The 14,861-nt window shown below is 69.8% G+C and carries 15 protein-coding genes; 11 read left to right on the top strand and 4 right to left on the bottom strand.

Annotated elements, in window-relative coordinates; genetic code table 11:
* Positions 1-17: 17 nt before the first annotated feature.
* From Ari01nite_RS07140 to Ari01nite_RS07130, 3 genes are all read left to right on the top strand, one after another.
* Complete coding sequence (locus Ari01nite_RS07140; protein WP_203780230.1) at positions 18-1,433, top strand: carbohydrate-binding protein; 1,416 nt, start codon at positions 18-20, stop codon at positions 1,431-1,433.
* Between the two features lie 122 nt (positions 1,434-1,555).
* Complete coding sequence (locus Ari01nite_RS07135) at positions 1,556-2,803, top strand: chitinase (protein ID WP_203780229.1); 1,248 nt, start codon at positions 1,556-1,558, stop codon at positions 2,801-2,803.
* Positions 2,800-3,999 (top strand): carbohydrate-binding protein, encoded by a 1,200-nt coding sequence (locus tag Ari01nite_RS07130; protein WP_203780228.1) that lies wholly within the window; start codon positions 2,800-2,802, stop codon positions 3,997-3,999. The genes Ari01nite_RS07135 and Ari01nite_RS07130 overlap by 4 nt, the downstream gene beginning before the upstream one ends.
* A gap of 9 nt (positions 4,000-4,008) precedes the next feature.
* On the opposite strand, the gene Ari01nite_RS07125 is transcribed toward Ari01nite_RS07130, so the two are convergent.
* Positions 4,009-4,662 carry a DedA family protein gene (locus Ari01nite_RS07125; RefSeq protein WP_203780227.1) on the bottom strand — a complete coding sequence of 218 codons (654 nt, stop codon included), beginning with the start codon at positions 4,660-4,662 and terminating at the stop codon, positions 4,009-4,011.
* A gap of 61 nt (positions 4,663-4,723) precedes the next feature.
* On the opposite strand from Ari01nite_RS07125, the gene Ari01nite_RS07120 reads away from it, so the two are divergent.
* From Ari01nite_RS07120 to Ari01nite_RS07100, 5 genes are all read left to right on the top strand, one after another.
* A complete protein-coding gene (locus tag Ari01nite_RS07120; RefSeq protein ID WP_203780226.1) occupies positions 4,724-6,361 on the top strand; it encodes an alpha-amylase family protein in 1,638 nt (545 codons plus the stop codon).
* Between the two features lie 49 nt (positions 6,362-6,410).
* Entirely contained in the window at positions 6,411-7,175 is a 765-nt protein-coding gene (fabG, locus tag Ari01nite_RS07115) for a 3-oxoacyl-ACP reductase FabG (protein WP_203780225.1), read from the top strand.
* Positions 7,176-7,224: 49 nt separating this feature from the next.
* Positions 7,225-7,623 carry a hypothetical protein gene (locus tag Ari01nite_RS07110; RefSeq protein WP_239162526.1) on the top strand — a complete coding sequence of 133 codons (399 nt, stop codon included), beginning with the start codon at positions 7,225-7,227 and terminating at the stop codon, positions 7,621-7,623.
* Between the two features lie 3 nt (positions 7,624-7,626).
* The gene (locus Ari01nite_RS07105; RefSeq protein WP_203780223.1) at positions 7,627-9,090 is read left to right on the top strand and encodes a glutathionylspermidine synthase family protein; all 1,464 of its coding nucleotides are present in this window, start codon (positions 7,627-7,629) and stop codon (positions 9,088-9,090) included.
* 149 nt (positions 9,091-9,239) lie between these two features.
* Complete coding sequence (locus Ari01nite_RS07100; RefSeq protein ID WP_203780222.1) at positions 9,240-10,832, top strand: methyl-accepting chemotaxis protein; 1,593 nt, start codon at positions 9,240-9,242, stop codon at positions 10,830-10,832.
* Between the two features lie 44 nt (positions 10,833-10,876).
* Here Ari01nite_RS07100 and Ari01nite_RS07095 read toward each other — a convergent pair whose 3' ends face one another.
* Complete coding sequence (locus tag Ari01nite_RS07095; protein ID WP_203780221.1) at positions 10,877-11,293, bottom strand: hypothetical protein; 417 nt, start codon at positions 11,291-11,293, stop codon at positions 10,877-10,879.
* Entirely contained in the window at positions 11,286-11,651 is a 366-nt protein-coding gene (locus Ari01nite_RS07090; protein ID WP_203780220.1) for a hypothetical protein, read from the bottom strand. The genes Ari01nite_RS07095 and Ari01nite_RS07090 overlap by 8 nt, the downstream gene beginning before the upstream one ends.
* A gap of 67 nt (positions 11,652-11,718) precedes the next feature.
* Here Ari01nite_RS07090 and Ari01nite_RS07085 point away from each other — a divergent pair, with 67 nt between their 5' ends.
* From Ari01nite_RS07085 to Ari01nite_RS07075, 3 genes are read left to right on the top strand one after another with little or no spacing between them, the layout of a single operon-like run.
* Positions 11,719-13,251 carry a sensor domain-containing diguanylate cyclase gene (locus Ari01nite_RS07085; protein ID WP_203780219.1) on the top strand — a complete coding sequence of 511 codons (1,533 nt, stop codon included), beginning with the start codon at positions 11,719-11,721 and terminating at the stop codon, positions 13,249-13,251.
* Positions 13,252-13,272: 21 nt separating this feature from the next.
* Positions 13,273-13,596: an ArsR/SmtB family transcription factor gene (locus Ari01nite_RS07080; RefSeq protein ID WP_203780350.1), complete on the top strand. Its 324-nt coding sequence runs from the start codon at positions 13,273-13,275 to the stop codon at positions 13,594-13,596.
* Positions 13,596-14,303: a cation efflux transmembrane domain-containing protein gene (locus tag Ari01nite_RS07075; RefSeq protein WP_203780218.1), complete on the top strand. Its 708-nt coding sequence runs from the start codon at positions 13,596-13,598 to the stop codon at positions 14,301-14,303. Before Ari01nite_RS07080 ends, Ari01nite_RS07075 begins: the two co-directional genes overlap by 1 nt.
* Before the next feature lie 19 nt (positions 14,304-14,322).
* On the opposite strand, the gene Ari01nite_RS07070 is transcribed toward Ari01nite_RS07075, so the two are convergent.
* A complete protein-coding gene (locus Ari01nite_RS07070; protein WP_203780217.1) occupies positions 14,323-14,613 on the bottom strand; it encodes a hypothetical protein in 291 nt (96 codons plus the stop codon).
* Positions 14,614-14,861 lie beyond the last annotated feature (248 nt).

Here is a 14,861-nt window from a genome sequence, read left to right as displayed (position 1 = left end):
CATTCGAAAGGCTTCCGATGGCATCTCGGCTCCGAAAACGCGCCCGTGCCCTGTTCGCCGTGTCGACCGCGGCCGTGGCAGCCGTGGCCGCCACCGCGGTCTTCACCCTGGACGCCAGCGCGGCCGTCCCGGCGGCACCGGCGGGCATGACGACGGTGTTCAGCGACGACTTCACCGGTGCGGCGGGCACCGGGCTGAACCGGACCAACTGGCTGTACGCGACCGGCACCGGTTACCCGGGCGGGGCGGCCAACTGGGGTACCGGCGAGATCGAGACGATGACCGACTCGACCGCGAACGTCTACCACGACGGCAACGGCAACCTGGCGATCAAGCCGCTGCGCGACTCGGCCGGCAACTGGACCTCGGGCCGGGTGGAGACGCAGCGCACCAACTTCGCGGCCCCGGCCGGCGGCAAGGTGCGCGTCGAGGCGCGGATCCAGCAGCCGAACGTCACCGGCGCGGCGGCGGCCGGGTACTGGCCGGCCTTCTGGATGCTCGGCGACGCGGCCCGCCCGGTCGGCGCGACCAACTGGCCGAGCATCGGCGAGTGGGACATCCTGGAGAACGTCAACGGCCGGGCCTCGCACTTCGCGGCGCTGCACTGCGGCACCAATCCGGGCGGCCCGTGCAACGAGACCACCGGCATCACCAGCGGCGAGCGCTCCTGCTCGACCTGTCTGACCAGCTTCCACACGTACGCCATCGAATTTGACCGCAGTTCCTCGCCGGAGGTGCTGCGCTGGTACCTGGACGGCAACAACTACTTCTCGGTCAACCAGAACCAGCTGGACGCCACCACCTGGAACAACGCCACCCACCGCGGTTTTTTCGTGATCTTGAACGTGGCGATGGGCGGCGGCTTCCCGGCGGCGTTCGGCGGCGGGCCGACCGCGTCCACCCAGCCGGGCGTGCCGATGCTGATCGACTACGTGGCCGTCTACCAGTCCACCGGGGGCGGCACGACGACGTCGCCCACCACCTCGCCCACCACGTCCCCGACGACCAGCCCCACCGGGGGTACCGGCCGGGACGCGTTCAGCCGGATCGAGGCCGAGTCGTCCAACGCGTCGGGCGGCGTGCAGACCGAGACCTGCTCGGAGGGCGGCCAGAACGTCTCGTACATCGGCAACGGCGACTGGGTCCAGTTCAACAACGTCAACTTCGGCAGCGGCGGGGTCAAGGACTTCGTCGGCCGGGTGGCCTCGGGAGCCGGCAACGCGGTCAGCGGCCTGGTCGAGGTGCGGCTGGACAGCCGGACCAGCGCGCCGATCGGCAGCTTCGCGCTGGCCAACACGGGCGGCTGGCAGAACTGGCAGTCCATCCCGGCCAACGTGACAAATGTGACCGGAACCCACACCGTCTATCTGACCTTCACGAGCGGCCAGCCGGCCGACTTCGTGAACGTCAACTGGATTCAGTTCCGCAAGTAGCACCGGCCCCCTTTTTTTGCGTACCGGAAAGATTTAAGGATGTTTAAGGTTCTTGCTCTTTACCTTTATTTTTAACAGTCCTAAACATTTAGTGGTAAGCGGAGGCGCATGGAAGGACGACTATGAAGCGCTCCAGATCGGTCATTCTCGCGACGGTGGCGGCACTCGCCGCCGGCTCCGCGGCGGTATATGTCAGCAGTACGGCGACCGCGGCGGTCGCGTGCGCCCCGGCGTGGAGCGCCTCGGCCGTCTATGTCGGCGGCAACTCGGCCTCGCAGAACGGCCGCAACTACACCGCCAAGTGGTGGACCCAGAACGAGTCACCGGCCACGCACAGCGGCCAGTGGGACGTGTGGGCCGACAAGGGCGCCTGCGGGGACACACCGCCGCCGACCACACCACCGACCACGCCACCCACCACCCCGCCCACGATGCCGCCGACCACCCCGCCCACGCCGCCGCCGCCGAACGGCTCGCTGCCGCGGCACTTCCTCACCGGGTACTGGCAGAACTTCGACAACGGCGCCGCACCGCTCAAGCTGGCCGCGGTGCCCGCCGCGTACGACCTCATCGCCGTGGCCTTCGCCGACGCCACCGCGAACCCCGGCGCGGTCACCTTCAACCTCGACCCGGGCCTCGCGAGCGCCGTGGGCGGCTACACCGACGCCCAGTTCAAGGCCGACGTCGCCACCCTCAAGCAGCGCGGCAAGAAGGTCGTCATCTCGGTCGGCGGCGAGAAGGGCACGGTCGCGGTGAACAGCACCGCGGCGGCCACCGCGTTCGCCGACTCGGCGCACCGGCTGATCACCACGTACGGCTTCGACGGGGTGGACATCGACCTGGAGAACGGGCTCAACCCGACGTTCATGGCCCAGGCGTTGCGCAGCCTGCGGAGCAAGGTGGGCGCGAGCCTGATCATCACGATGGCGCCGCAGACCATCGACATGCAGAATGCGGCCTCGTCCTACTTCGCGCTGGCGCTGTCCATCAAGGACATCCTCACCGTGGTCTTCACCCAGTACTACAACTCCGGGTCGATGCTCGGCTGTGACAACAGCTTCGCCTACGCGCAGGGCACGGTGAACTTCCTGACCGCGCTGGCCTGCATCCCGCTGCAGAACGGCCTGCGCCCCGACCAGGTCGCGCTCGGCCTGCCGGCCAGCACCCGGGCGGCCGGTGGCGGCTACGTCGCGCCGGCCGTGGTCAACCAGGCGCTGGACTGCCTGGCCAAGGGCACCAACTGCGGCTCGTTCCGGCCGCCGGCCACCTATCCGGCCATCGCCGGCGCGATGACCTGGTCGATCAACTGGGACGTCAGCAACGGCAACGCCTTCGCCAACACGGTCAAGCCGCACCTGGACTCGCTGTGACCGCCGGCCGGAAGCTGCTGGTCGTCGCGGTGGTCGGCGCGGCCGCTGCGATCGTCCCGCTGACCACCTCGAACGCCGCCGTCGCGTGCGCGCCGGCGTGGAGCACGAGCGCCGTTTACGTGGGCGGCAACACCGCTTCGCAGAACGGCCGCAACTACACCGCGAAGTGGTGGACCCAGAATCAGTCCCCGGCCACGAACAGCGGCCAGTGGGACGTCTGGGCCGACAACGGCGCGTGCGGCGGAACGACCACCCCCACCACCGGACCGACCACCAGTCCGCCGACCACCAACCCTCCGGCCACCAGCCCGCCGACCGGGGCGAAGATGGCCGCCGCGCCGTACATCTATCCCGGCTGGGGCAACCCGCCGGCCCCGGCCACCGTCGTCAACGCCACCGGCATCAGGGCGTTCACCATCGCGTTCGTGCTGGCCGGCAACGGCTGCAACCCGGTGTGGGACGGCGAGTCCGGGCTGACCGGCGGGGTGCACGCCGGCACCATCGCGGCCATCCGGGCGGCCGGTGCCGACGTGGTCCCGTCGATCGGCGGCTGGAGCGGCAACAAGCTCGGCCCGAACTGCTCGACGGCCGAGGCGCTGGCCGGCGCGTACCAGAAGGTGATCGACGCGTTCCAGCTCAAGGCCATCGACGTCGACATCGAGAACACCGACGAGTTCGAGAACACCGCGGTGCAGGACCGGGTCCTGACCGCGCTGAAGATCGTCAAGCAGCGGAACCCGTCGGTGCGGACCATCCTCACCTTCGGTACCTCGCCGAGCGGGCCGACCTTCTACGGCACCCGGCTGGTGCAGCAGGCCCGGGCGCTGAACGCGAACATCGACATCTTCACCCAGATGCCGTTCGACTTCAGCGGGCACGCGGACATGTACGCCGCGACGGTGGGGGCCTCCGAGGGGCTCAAGAACCTGCTGACGACGACGTTCGGCTACACCGACGCTCAGGCGTACGCCCGGATGGGCATCTCGGGCATGAACGGGCTCTCCGACCAGCAGGAACTGACCTCGCTGGAGACCTGGACCCGGATCCGGGACTACGCCCGCAGCAACGGGTTCGCCCGGTTCGCCTTCTGGTCGGTCAACCGGGACCGGGGCTGCGCCGGCGGCGGGGTGGTCGCGCACTGCTCCGGCATCGCGCAGGCCGACTGGGCCTTCACGAAGGTCAGCGCGGGCTTCTGACCGGGTGGGTTACGACGCGCGGCCGCCACTCCCCGCGGCCGCGCGTCGCCGCCTGCGCTTGCGCACCTTCTTGATCACCCACCAGCCGATCGCGCCGGCGAAGAACGCCCAGATCGCGTAGTCGAACCAGTGGCTGTACGTCTCGAGGTCCTGCCAGCGCTCGCCGAGCAGGTAGCCGCCGCCGACGAACAGCGCGTTCCAGACCCCGCTGCCCAGCGTGGTGAACAGGATGAACTGCCCGATCGGCATGTGGTTGGCGCCGGCCGGGATGGAGACCAGGCTGCGCACCACCGGCGCGCACCGGCCGAACAGCACGGCCGCCTTCTCGTGCTTTTCGAACCAGCGGTCGGCCTTGTTGAGGTCGTCGACCTCGACCAGGGGCAGCTTGTCCAGCCAGCGGCGCAGTCGGTCCTCGCCCAGTTTGTATCCCAGCCAGTAGAGGACGAGCGCACCGACCAGGGCACCGCAGGTGGCCGCGATCCACACCAGCACCACATTCATCCGGCCCTCCTGGGCCAGATAGCCGGCGAGTGAAAGGACGATCTCGCTGGGTATGGGCGGAATGAGGTTTTCCAGGGCGACCAGCAGCCCCACGCCCACCTCGCCCAGCGCCGCGATGACAGACGCCACCCACCCGGTAAGTCCCTGCAACTCGCCCATCATTCAGTGGTACCCGACGAGGGGCCGGTTTCACGCATGCGTTGTCGAGGCAATAACCCGGGGCATGACTGACCGGTGGTACAAGAAGGCCGTTGTCTACTGCCTCGACATCGACACGTATGCGGACTCCGACGGCGACGGTGTCGGCGACATCCGCGGCCTGATCGGCCGGCTCGACTACCTGGCCCGGCTCGGCGTCACCTGCCTGTGGCTCAACCCGATCCACCCCTCGCCGAACCGCGACGACGGGTACGACGTGACCGACTTCTACAACGTAGACCCGCGCTTCGGCTCGCTCGGCGACTTCGCGGAACTGCTGCACCAGGCCGGCAACCTGGGCATCAACGTGATCATCGACCTGGTGGTGAACCACACGTCGGACCAGCACCCGTGGTTCCAGTCGGCCCGTAAGTCGGCGGACTCGCCGTACCGGGACTGGTATGTCTGGGCGGACAGCGCGCCGGAGGACCGGTACCAGGGCATGGTCTTCCCGGGCGAGCAGGGCGAGACCTGGACCTATGACCGCACCGCCAAGGCCTGGTACTACCACCGCTTCTATCAGCACCAGCCGGACCTCAACATCAGCAACCCGCTGGTCCGCGACGAGATCAAGCAGATCTGCGCGTTCTGGCTCCAGTTGGGTGTGGCCGGGTTCCGGATGGACGCGGTGCCGTTCATCATCGAGGAGACCGAGCCGGGCAACCCCAACTCGCCCAAGGACGTCGACTTCCTCACCGAGCTGCGGCAGTTCGTGCAGTGGCGGCGCGGCGACGCGGTGCTGCTGGCCGAGGCCAACGTCGAGCCGGACCAGCTGGTGACGTTCTTCGGCGACGCCGGCGGCTCGAACAACCGGATCCACATGCTGTTCGACTTCCTGCTCAACACCAAGCTCATGCTGGCCCTGGCCCGGCAGAACCCGGAGCCGGTGATCGAGGCGCTGCGCGAGGTGCCCAAGCTGCCGGACGGCGGCCAGTGGGCCACCTTCCTGCGCAACCACGACGAGGTCGACCTGTCCCGGCTCACCGCCGACCAGCGGCAGCAGGTGTTCGCCGAGTTCGGGCCGGACCCCGACATGCAGCTGTACGGCCGGGGTATCCGCCGCCGGCTGGCACCGATGCTCGGCAACGACCGCAAGCGCGTCGAGCTGGCCTACTCGCTGCAGTTCACGCTGCGCGGCACCCCGGTGCTGCGGTACGGCGAGGAGATCGGCATGGGCGAGGACCTGGCGCTGAACGGGCGGGACGCGATCCGGACCCCGATGCAGTGGTCCACGCTGCCGAACGCCGGGTTCACCACCGGCAAGCCACTCAAGCCGGTGATCTCGTCCGGTGACTTCTCCTACGAGCAGGTCAACGTCACCAACCAGCGGCACGACCCGAACTCGCTGCTGGCCTGGTTCGAGCGGATGATCCGGACGCTGCGCGAGGCCCCCGAGGTGGGCTGCGGCACCTGCACCCACGTCGACGTGCCGGTGCCCGCGGGCGTCCTGGTGCACCGCGCCGACGACATCACCGGAACCATGGCGTTCCTGCACAACCTCGGTCCGGACGACGTTACCGTCGACCTGAGCGTGCTGGCGTCCGAGGCGGAGGGGCCGAACGACGTGCTCGCCGACCAGGAATACCCGGAGCTGGGCAAGTTCGACCAGGTGCGACTGTCCGGATACGGATACCGGTGGATCCGCCTACGACGCCGTCCCTGAGCCGGGTTAAAGTCGGCCGTCGGTGTCGTGATCACTGCCGGAGGCCGCAATGTCGCAGTCCGTTCCCACCCGCGTCGCCATCGTCACCGGGGCCGCCCGCGGTATCGGCGAGGCCACCGCCCGCAAGCTGGCCGACGACGGGATGGCGGTCGCGGTCGTCGACCTGGACGAGGGCGCCTGCTCGAGCGTGATGACCTCGATCCACGACGCGGGTGGCACGGCACTGGCGGTCGGGGCCGACGTGTCCGACCCGGCGCAGGTGGCGGCCGCGGTGGAGCGGGTGGTTACCGAGCTGGGCGCGCCCACCGTGCTGGTCAACAACGCCGGCGTGCTGCGCGACAACCTGCTGTTCAAGATGACCGACGACGACTGGGAGACCGTGATCGCGGTCCACCTGCGCGGCGCGTTCCTGTTCAGCCGGGCGGTGCAGAAACACATGGTGGATGCCGGCTGGGGCCGGATCGTGAGCCTGTCCAGCACGTCCGCGCTGGGCAACCGCGGCCAGGCCAACTACGCGGCGGCCAAGGCCGGCATCCAGGGCTTCACCAAGACGCTGGCGATCGAGCTGGGCCGCTTCGGGATCACCGCCAACGCGGTGGCTCCGGGCTTCATCGTCACCGATATGACAGCGGCCACCGCGGCCCGGGTCGGGGTCGATTTCGCCGATTTTGAGAAGGCTGCGGTCGGCCAGATCCCGGTCGGCCGGGCGGGTCGCCCCGAGGACGTCGCGAACACCGTATCCTTCCTCGTCAGCGAGGGCGCCGGCTTCGTCTCGGGGCAGGTCATCTACGTGGCCGGGGGACCGCGCGCCTAAATTTTGGCAGGTTGCTGAGAGGCGCTACAAAGAGATGATGAATCGACGCATGAGCTCCCGCAGCGTACGGCTGACCAGCACCTTCCTGTTGCTGGCGGCCGGCGGGGTGGCGGCCTGCGACAGCGGCAACGATTACCACGAAGAGGGCTTCTACTGCGCCGACGAGAACGGCGTGATCGTCGACGAGGATCTCTGCGACGACGACGACACGGTGCGTTCGGGCGCTTTTGTCCCCTTCATCTGGCACTCCTCGTCCTATAAGCCCGGTTACCGGGTCGGCTCGAAACTGCCGGCCGGCGGGACGAAGTTCGCCTACAACGACCGGGCGGCACGATCCTCGTTCGGGCTGCCGGCCTCCGGCAAGATCACCAACGGCACGGTGAAGACCAGCGTGGTGGGCAAGGGCGGCGGTGGCACCAGTTCGTCGAGCAAGAAATCCGGCGGCTGACCGATGCGCCGGGTCCCCTACGGACCGGTCCGGGACGGGTGGAAACTCACCAACTTCAGTCTCGGGCTGACGTACAACGACACCGAACTGCCGGACGGGACGATGATCTCGTATTGGCAGGAGGGTCCGTACTACGACTTCACGGCGGCCGAGATCGAGGAGCTCGAGGCGGCCACCGCCACGCTGCACGCGATGTGCATCGAGGCCGGGGACTGGATGGTCAAGCAGTGCCCCCGGCACACCGTCCAGGGCCGCCGGGACGGGTACTTCGCGGCGGTCTGCTCGCCGGAGAGCTGCTTCCTCGCCAAGATCGGCATCCCCGAGTACACGCACGAGCAGATCATCCGGACCTGGTTCGACGGCGACGCCGACACCTGGACACACTACGACAAAGACCCCGATATGCGAACGCCGATGCAGACGCCGGACTTCTCGCCGAGCGTCTACGGCCGCTTCGACCTCTGGTACAACGGCGCCGGCAGCACGCCCAAGCTGCTCGAGTTCAACGCGCAGACGCCCACCTCGCTGGTCGAGAGCGCGGTGATCCAGTGGCACTGGATGGACCAGGTCGGCGTCACCCAGCACCCGTGGCGGCAGTGGAACTCGATCCACGAGCGGCTGATCGGCTGGGAGGCGGCCGACGGCGAGCCGGCCAACCCCGGTGCCTGGCGCCGCAACATCGACAAGCTCCGCGAGGCCCGCACCTGGCTGCCGGAGAAACCCAAGATCTTTTTCGCGTACGAGACATCGGAGCGCACCGGGGAAGACCGGATGAACGTGGCCTACCTGATGGCGACCGCCGAGGAGGCCGGCTACCCGGTCGAGTTGATCGCGATGAGCCAGATCGGCTGGGACGTGGCCGGCGACCGGGTGGTGTTCGTGCCCGAGCCGGGCCGGGAGGACAAGGCCCAGCCCATCGACATCATCTTCATGCTGTACCCGTGGGAGTGGTTCTGGCAGGAGGAGGGCGGCCGGGGCTTCTTCCGCAACATGGCCGACCCCAGCAAGCGCGGGACGGTCTGGATCGAGCCGCCGTACAAGGCCGCCCTGCTCGGTAACAAGGCCATCCTGCCGGTGCTGTGGAAGCTGTTCGGCGACGACCCCGAGCGCGGAAAATACCTGCTGCCGTCGCACTTCGCCGAGTCGTCCTCGGCCCGCGAGATGACCAGCTACGCCAAGAAGCCGGTGTGGGGCCGGGAGGGCGGGTCGGTCACCCTGGTGCGCGACGGCGTCACCATCTCGGAAAACCCGACCGAGTACGGCGCGGACGGCCGTTTCATCGTGCAGGAACTGTGCGAACTGCCGTCGTTCGACGGCTTGGAGGGCACCGTCCACCCGGTGATCGGCTCGTGGCTGGTCGACGGCGAGGCGGCCGGGATGGGCATCCGCGAGGGGCTCGGCACGGACGGCCTGGTCACCAAGGACCGCTGCTATTTCGTACCGCACACGATCGAGGCTGACGCCTGACCGCCGGCTGCACCCGGATCGCTACCGAGCCTGGTGCGATTCGGGAATAAGGGATCTCAAGTCCGGGGGCCCGGCACCGATGAAGAATCACGATTGCACCGTGTAGGGGGGCCTGCGCGGTAGGTGACGACTAATCGGGGTGTCGGGCAATGCGGAACTGGACCATCGGTAGGCGTCTCGGCGCCGGTTTTCTCGTAGTCATCGCGACCATGGTCGCGCTGGTCGTGGTCGGCGTCATTCAGGTACGCAGCATCGACCACGGTCTGACCACCATCAACGAGAAGAACGCGGTCAAGCAGCGGTTCGCGATCAACTTCCGCGGCAGCGTGCACGACCGCGCCATCGCACTGCGCGACGTCGTCCTCTCCTCGACCAAGGAGCAGGTCGACGACGAGGTGGCTCTGATCAAGGAGCTGGCGGACAAGTACTCGGACTCCGAGGACAAGATGAAGGCGATCTTCGCCGACCCGGCCGCCACCAGCGATGCCGAGAAGGCCGCGTTCGCCGACATCAACAAGGTGCAGGACGAGACGCTGCCGCTCATCGAGAAGGCGGTCGCGCAGTGGCGGGCCGGTGACCACGAGGGCGCGCTGGAGATCGTGAACGGGCCGGCCAAGCAGGCCTTCATCGAGTGGCTCCGGGTGATCAACGTGTTCATCGACCTCGAGGAGGCGATGAACCAGAAGGAGACCGCCGCGGCCCGGAGCACGGCCGGCAGCTTCATCGCCCTGATGACCGGCCTGCTGCTGGTGGCCATCGCGATCGCGGTGCTGATCGCCTGGCGTACCACCCGCGGCATCACCCGGCCGCTGGCCGAGGCCGGCGGGGTCATGTCGGCGGTGGCCGACGGCGACTTCACCCGCCGGCTCGACGTCCGCTCGCAGGACGAGGTGGGCCGGATGAGCGCCTCGATGAACTCCGCGCTCGACTCGGTGGGCACCGTGCTGACCCGGCTGGCTGCCAGCTCGGCGACGCTCGGCGCGGCCAGCGACCGGATCGGCGCCCTCTCGACCGAACTGGCCGGCGGCGCGCAGCAGTCCTCGGCGCAGGCCGAGACGGTGGCCGCGGCCGCCGGCGAGGTGTCGCGCAGCGTCCAGACGGTCGCCGCCGGCGCCGAGGAGATGGGCGTGTCGATCCGCGAGATCGCGCACAACGCCAGCGAGGCGGCCAACGTGGCCGGCGAGGCCGTGACGGTCACCCGCACCACCACCGAGACCGTGTCCCGGCTGGGCACCTCGAGCCAGGAGATCGGCGACGTGGTCAAGGTGATCACCAGCATCGCCGAGCAGACCAACCTGCTGGCGCTGAACGCCACCATCGAGGCGGCCCGGGCCGGCGAGATGGGCAAGGGCTTCGCGGTGGTCGCCGGCGAGGTCAAGGACCTGGCCCAGGAGACGGCCCGGGCCACCGAGGACATCTCCCGCCGGGTGCAGGCGATCCAGGCCGACACGGCCGGCGCGGTCTCCGCGATCCAGGAGGTCTCCCGGATCATCGCCCAGATCAACAACTACCAGACCACGATCGCCTCGGCGGTCGAGGAGCAGACGGCCACCACCAGTGAGATGAACCGCAGCGTCGCCGAGGCCGCCACCGGCTCCGGTCAGATCGCCGCCAACATCGACGACGTGGCCGCCCTGGCCCGCACCAGCAGCGAGCTGGTCGGCCAGTCCGAGCAGGCCGCACACGAGCTGTCCGACGTGTCGAAGGAACTGCGCGAGCTGGTCGCCACGTTCAAGCTGTAGCCGTCATCCGGTAGCCGTCATCCGGTCGCACCGCCCTCGGTCCGCTAGTCGGGCCGGGGGCGGTGCCGCCATATCCACCACAGCCCGACGAACGGCAGCACCAGCGGGACGTAGCCGTAGCCGCTGCCGTACCGGGACCAGACCGTGTCGTCCGGGAAGGCGACCGCATCGGCGACGCTGAGCGTGCCGACCACGAGCACGCCGATCAGCTCGATCGTGCAGCTCACCAGCGCCAGCCGGCGGCCACGCGGACCGCCGATCGCGAGCCCCACGGTGGCCGCGATGTAGACCAGGCCGGCCGCCGCGGACAGCAGGTAGGCCAGCGGGGCCTCGTGGAAGTGGGTGGCGATCTGCACGCCGGCCCGGGCACTCGCGGACAGCGCGAACACGCCGTAGACGAACAGCAGCACCCGGCCGAGGCCGGTGCGCAGGGCGGCGTCGGCGGGCCGTGCCTCAGCCACCGGTCACCGACGCGATCTGCTCCAGCCGCAGCACCAGGACCGGCAGCACCAGGCAGGCGACGCCAAGGATCAGGTTGCCCCAGCGGGTCGGTTCCATCCGGGCCAGATAGAGCGCCACCGGGCCGAACGCGACCGTGGTCATCAGGTAGCCGGCGAAGGTCGCGGTGTCGGCCGGGCGGCTGCCGTCGAACAGGCCCACCACGGCGACCAGCACGAGCACCGCCATCAGCGCGCTCAGCACGGCGATGGCGATCAGATCGGCGCGGCTGGGCGCGCGGTTGAGCGCGGCGCGCAGCAGAAACCAGGCCGCGAGCACGAGGGCGGCGACGATTGCCGCGACCGACAGGGGACCGTTCACGCGGCACAGCGTACTGAGGATCTCGCTTTGCTCAGGTTGCGGGCCCGGGCACCGATCGAGCCGGGCGATGCGGACCGCAATGTTTGTCATGTACGCCGTGGCCGGAATGACGGCCGCGGTGGTGGCGCTGCTCACCGTCCGGCATCGCCGGCTCACGGAACTGGCCGTGCCGCTCGGCGTCATCCTGGGCGGCGCGGCGATCTGGTCGATGTCGCAGGCCCTGGCCGTCGTCGCGCCGACCCGCGGGCAGGCGCTGTTCTTCAGCTACGCGATCTTCCCGGGCGTGGCGATGGTGGTGGCCGGCTACTTCTGGCGGTCGGCGCTGTCCGCGGGCCGGCTGCGCACCCGGAAGCGGCGCCTCCTGCTGCTGCTCGTCCATCCGGTGCTCCTGATGACGGCGGTGGTCAGCGACCCCTGGCACCACGCGTTCTTCCGCGGGTTCGACATCGCCGGCGACGGCTCGCTGGTGCTCTCGCCGGGTCCGCTGTACTGGCTGCACACCGCGTACAGCTATGCCCTCATGACGGTCGGCACCGTGCTGGTGGTCCGGGCGATGCGGCGCGCGGTCCGCGGTCAGCGGCGGCTCTACCTCTGGTTCCTGACCGGCGGGTCGGCGCCGGTGGTGGGCAATCTGGTGACCCTGTTCGCCGACGTGGACGCCCAGCGGTTCGACCTCACGCCGGTGCTGTTCCTGGTCACCGGGCTGGTCTGGTCGGTGGCCGAGCGGGTGGGCGTCAACCGCGAGCGTGAGCCGGTCGCCTACGCGCAGGTCATCGCCGCGCTCACCGACGCCGTCATGGTGCTCGACCCCAAGGGCCGGTTCCTGGACGTCAACCCGGCGGCCGCCGGCCTGCTGGCCGCCCTGCACCCGGAGAGCCGCGGCGACGTGATCGGCCGGCAGTGGCAGGAGATCGCCGGCCGGCACTTCGCGGCCCGGTTCACCGGCGCCATCCAGAGCACGGTCACCGGCCCGGACGGCGCCGTGTACGACGTCCGGGTGGTGCACATGCGGTCCGCCGACGGCACCTGCCCCGGCACCGTCGTGGTGGTGCGGGACATCACCGAGCTGGAACGGCTCCGGGCCGAGCTCACCGACCAGGCGGTCCGGGACGGGCTGACCGGCGTGTACAACCGGCGGCACCTGACCGCGGTGCTCGACGAGGCGGTCGCCGGACCGGACCTGTCCGTGGTGCTGATCGACGTGGACCACTTCAAGATCGTCAACGACCGGTACGGGCACGCGGTCGGCGACCAGGTGCTGGTCCGGGTCGCCGAGGAACTGGCCGGCGCAGTCCGCGAGACGGACACCGTGGCCCGCTACGGCGGCGAGGAGTTCGTGGTGGTGCTGCCCGGCACCGACGCGCTGACCGCGGCCGACCGGGCTGACCGTTGGCGGGCCCGCTGCGCCGCGGTGGCGGTCGACACGCCGCTCGGCCCGCTGACCGTGACCTTCAGCGCCGGGGTGGCCGAACTGTCCGCCGGGGACCGCCCCGACGACCTGCTGCGGCACGCCGACGAGGCGCTCTACCGGGCCAAGCGGGCCGGTCGCGACCGGGTCGTGGTCGCCAACGGCGCCGACTGCAAACAGTACAGCGTCTGATGTACTATCGCCGGTGTGGAGATGCTGACGCACGGTGCGGTGCTGGCCCGGTTCGGGCACGCCCTGTCGGATCCGACCCGGGCGCGGCTGTTGCTGGCCCTGCGGGACGGGCCGGGCTATCCGGCGCAGCTTGCCGACCTGCTCGGCAGCACCCGGCAGAATGTGTCGAACCACCTGGCCTGCCTGCGTGGCTGTGGGCTGGTCGTGGCGGTGCCCGAGGGGCGCCGGGTCCGGTACGAGCTGGCCGACTCCCGGCTGGCGCACGCGCTGAGCGATCTGCTCGGGGTGGTGCTCGCGGTCGACCCGGACGCCTGCGACGACGCGGCCGGTAAGGGCTGCTGCTGATGACCGGGCCGCCGATCCCGATCGTTGCGGCCGGGCCGGCACCGCAGCGCCGGCGGTTGCTGAACCGCCGGGTCCGGCTGCTGGTGGCCGCCACCATCACCTACAACGTGATCGAGGCGGTCGTGGCGATCACCGCCGGGACGATGGCCTCGTCGACCGCGTTGATCGGGTTCGGCCTCGACTCGGTGATCGAGGTGTCCTCGGCCGCGGCGGTGGCCTGGCAGTTCGCCGGCCGGGACCCGGAACGCCGGGAGAAGGCGGCCCTGCGGGTCATCGCGGTCTCGTTCTTCGCGCTGGCCGCTTATGTGACGGTCGCATCAGTGCGGGCGCTGGCCGGCGGTGCGGAGGCCGAGCACTCGACCGTGGGTCTGGTGCTGGCCGCACTCTCCCTGGCGATCATGCCGGGCCTGTCCTACGCCCAGCGCCGCACCGGCCGTGAGCTCGGCTCCCGCTCCGCGGTCGCCGACTCCAAGCAGACGCTGCTGTGCACGTACCTCTCCGGGGTTTTGCTTGTCGGTCTTGCGGTGAACAGTCTTTTCGGCTGGTCCTGGGCCGACCCGGTCGCGGCCCTCGTGATCGCGGCGGTGGCGCTGAAGGAGGGCCGCGAGGCCTGGCGCGGCGACGTCTGCTGCACCCCGGTGACCCCGGCCACCCCGGCCGGCGGCTGTGGACCCGGCTGCTCCTGTTGCGCCGCCGCACCGAACTGACCGCGGGTCGCCGGCGACCTCAGGGGACCGTGCGCTCGATCGCGGCGGGGCCGTCCTTCTCGAGTTCGCGGCGGGCGCGTTCGACGTTTTCCGGGGTGGGGTCGCGGCCCTCGGCGACGGCCAGGTCCTCCGGGTCCCACGGCTGGTCGGCGCCGGTGCGGTAGACGGGCGGGCGGCCGGGCTGCTGGAACGCGGGCGTGTCGGCGTCCGGTCCGCCGCCGGTCATGAAGGCGTCCACCGCCACGTCGTCGGCGATCGCGTCGGCCACCTCGGGGCGCTCCTCGAGCGGCGGCTGGTTGTCCTCGGTCATGATCATCCTCCTGGGTCGGCTCCCTCGGGACTCACTCCCGTCCTAACCCTTACCCCGTCTTGCCCATCTCGACCATGCGTGAGAAAGGGACGATCATGCCGTCCGCGGGCAAACTGAGCGCTAACTGGACAGGGCTTGCGCGTTACGGATGGACGCTTAGTAGCGAGCCGAATACATTTTCGACTCAGCGGGGGAAAGGACGGCGTACCCGGGCGGGGTTTGCCGCGGAGGCGATGACGATCGCCTTG

Source organism: Paractinoplanes rishiriensis (assembly GCF_016862375.1).
Classification (GTDB): Bacteria; Actinomycetota; Actinomycetes; order Mycobacteriales; family Micromonosporaceae; genus Actinoplanes; species Actinoplanes rishiriensis.
Note: the sequence above shows the minus strand (reverse complement) of the source record. Positions and strands in the feature narration are given on the sequence as shown.

Bases quoted from the DNA above. Each gene is read 5' to 3' on its own strand.
- Ari01nite_RS07140 (WP_203780230.1), top strand. From the start codon at position 18: ATGGCATCTCGGCTCCGAAAACGCGCCCGTGCCCTGTTCGCCGTGTCG.
- Ari01nite_RS07135 (WP_203780229.1), top strand. From the start codon at position 1,556: ATGAAGCGCTCCAGATCGGTCATTCTCGCGACGGTGGCGGCACTCGCC.
- Ari01nite_RS07125 (WP_203780227.1), bottom strand. From the start codon at position 4,662: ATGATGGGCGAGTTGCAGGGACTTACCGGGTGGGTGGCGTCTGTCATC.
- Ari01nite_RS07120 (WP_203780226.1), top strand. From the start codon at position 4,724: ATGACTGACCGGTGGTACAAGAAGGCCGTTGTCTACTGCCTCGACATC.
- fabG (WP_203780225.1), top strand. From the start codon at position 6,411: ATGTCGCAGTCCGTTCCCACCCGCGTCGCCATCGTCACCGGGGCCGCC.
- Ari01nite_RS07110 (WP_239162526.1), top strand. From the start codon at position 7,225: ATGAGCTCCCGCAGCGTACGGCTGACCAGCACCTTCCTGTTGCTGGCG.
- Ari01nite_RS07105 (WP_203780223.1), top strand. From the start codon at position 7,627: ATGCGCCGGGTCCCCTACGGACCGGTCCGGGACGGGTGGAAACTCACC.
- Ari01nite_RS07100 (WP_203780222.1), top strand. From the start codon at position 9,240: ATGCGGAACTGGACCATCGGTAGGCGTCTCGGCGCCGGTTTTCTCGTA.
- Ari01nite_RS07085 (WP_203780219.1), top strand. From the start codon at position 11,719: ATGCGGACCGCAATGTTTGTCATGTACGCCGTGGCCGGAATGACGGCC.
- Ari01nite_RS07080 (WP_203780350.1), top strand. From the start codon at position 13,273: ATGCTGACGCACGGTGCGGTGCTGGCCCGGTTCGGGCACGCCCTGTCG.
- Ari01nite_RS07075 (WP_203780218.1), top strand. From the start codon at position 13,596: ATGACCGGGCCGCCGATCCCGATCGTTGCGGCCGGGCCGGCACCGCAG.
- Ari01nite_RS07070 (WP_203780217.1), bottom strand. From the start codon at position 14,613: ATGACCGAGGACAACCAGCCGCCGCTCGAGGAGCGCCCCGAGGTGGCC.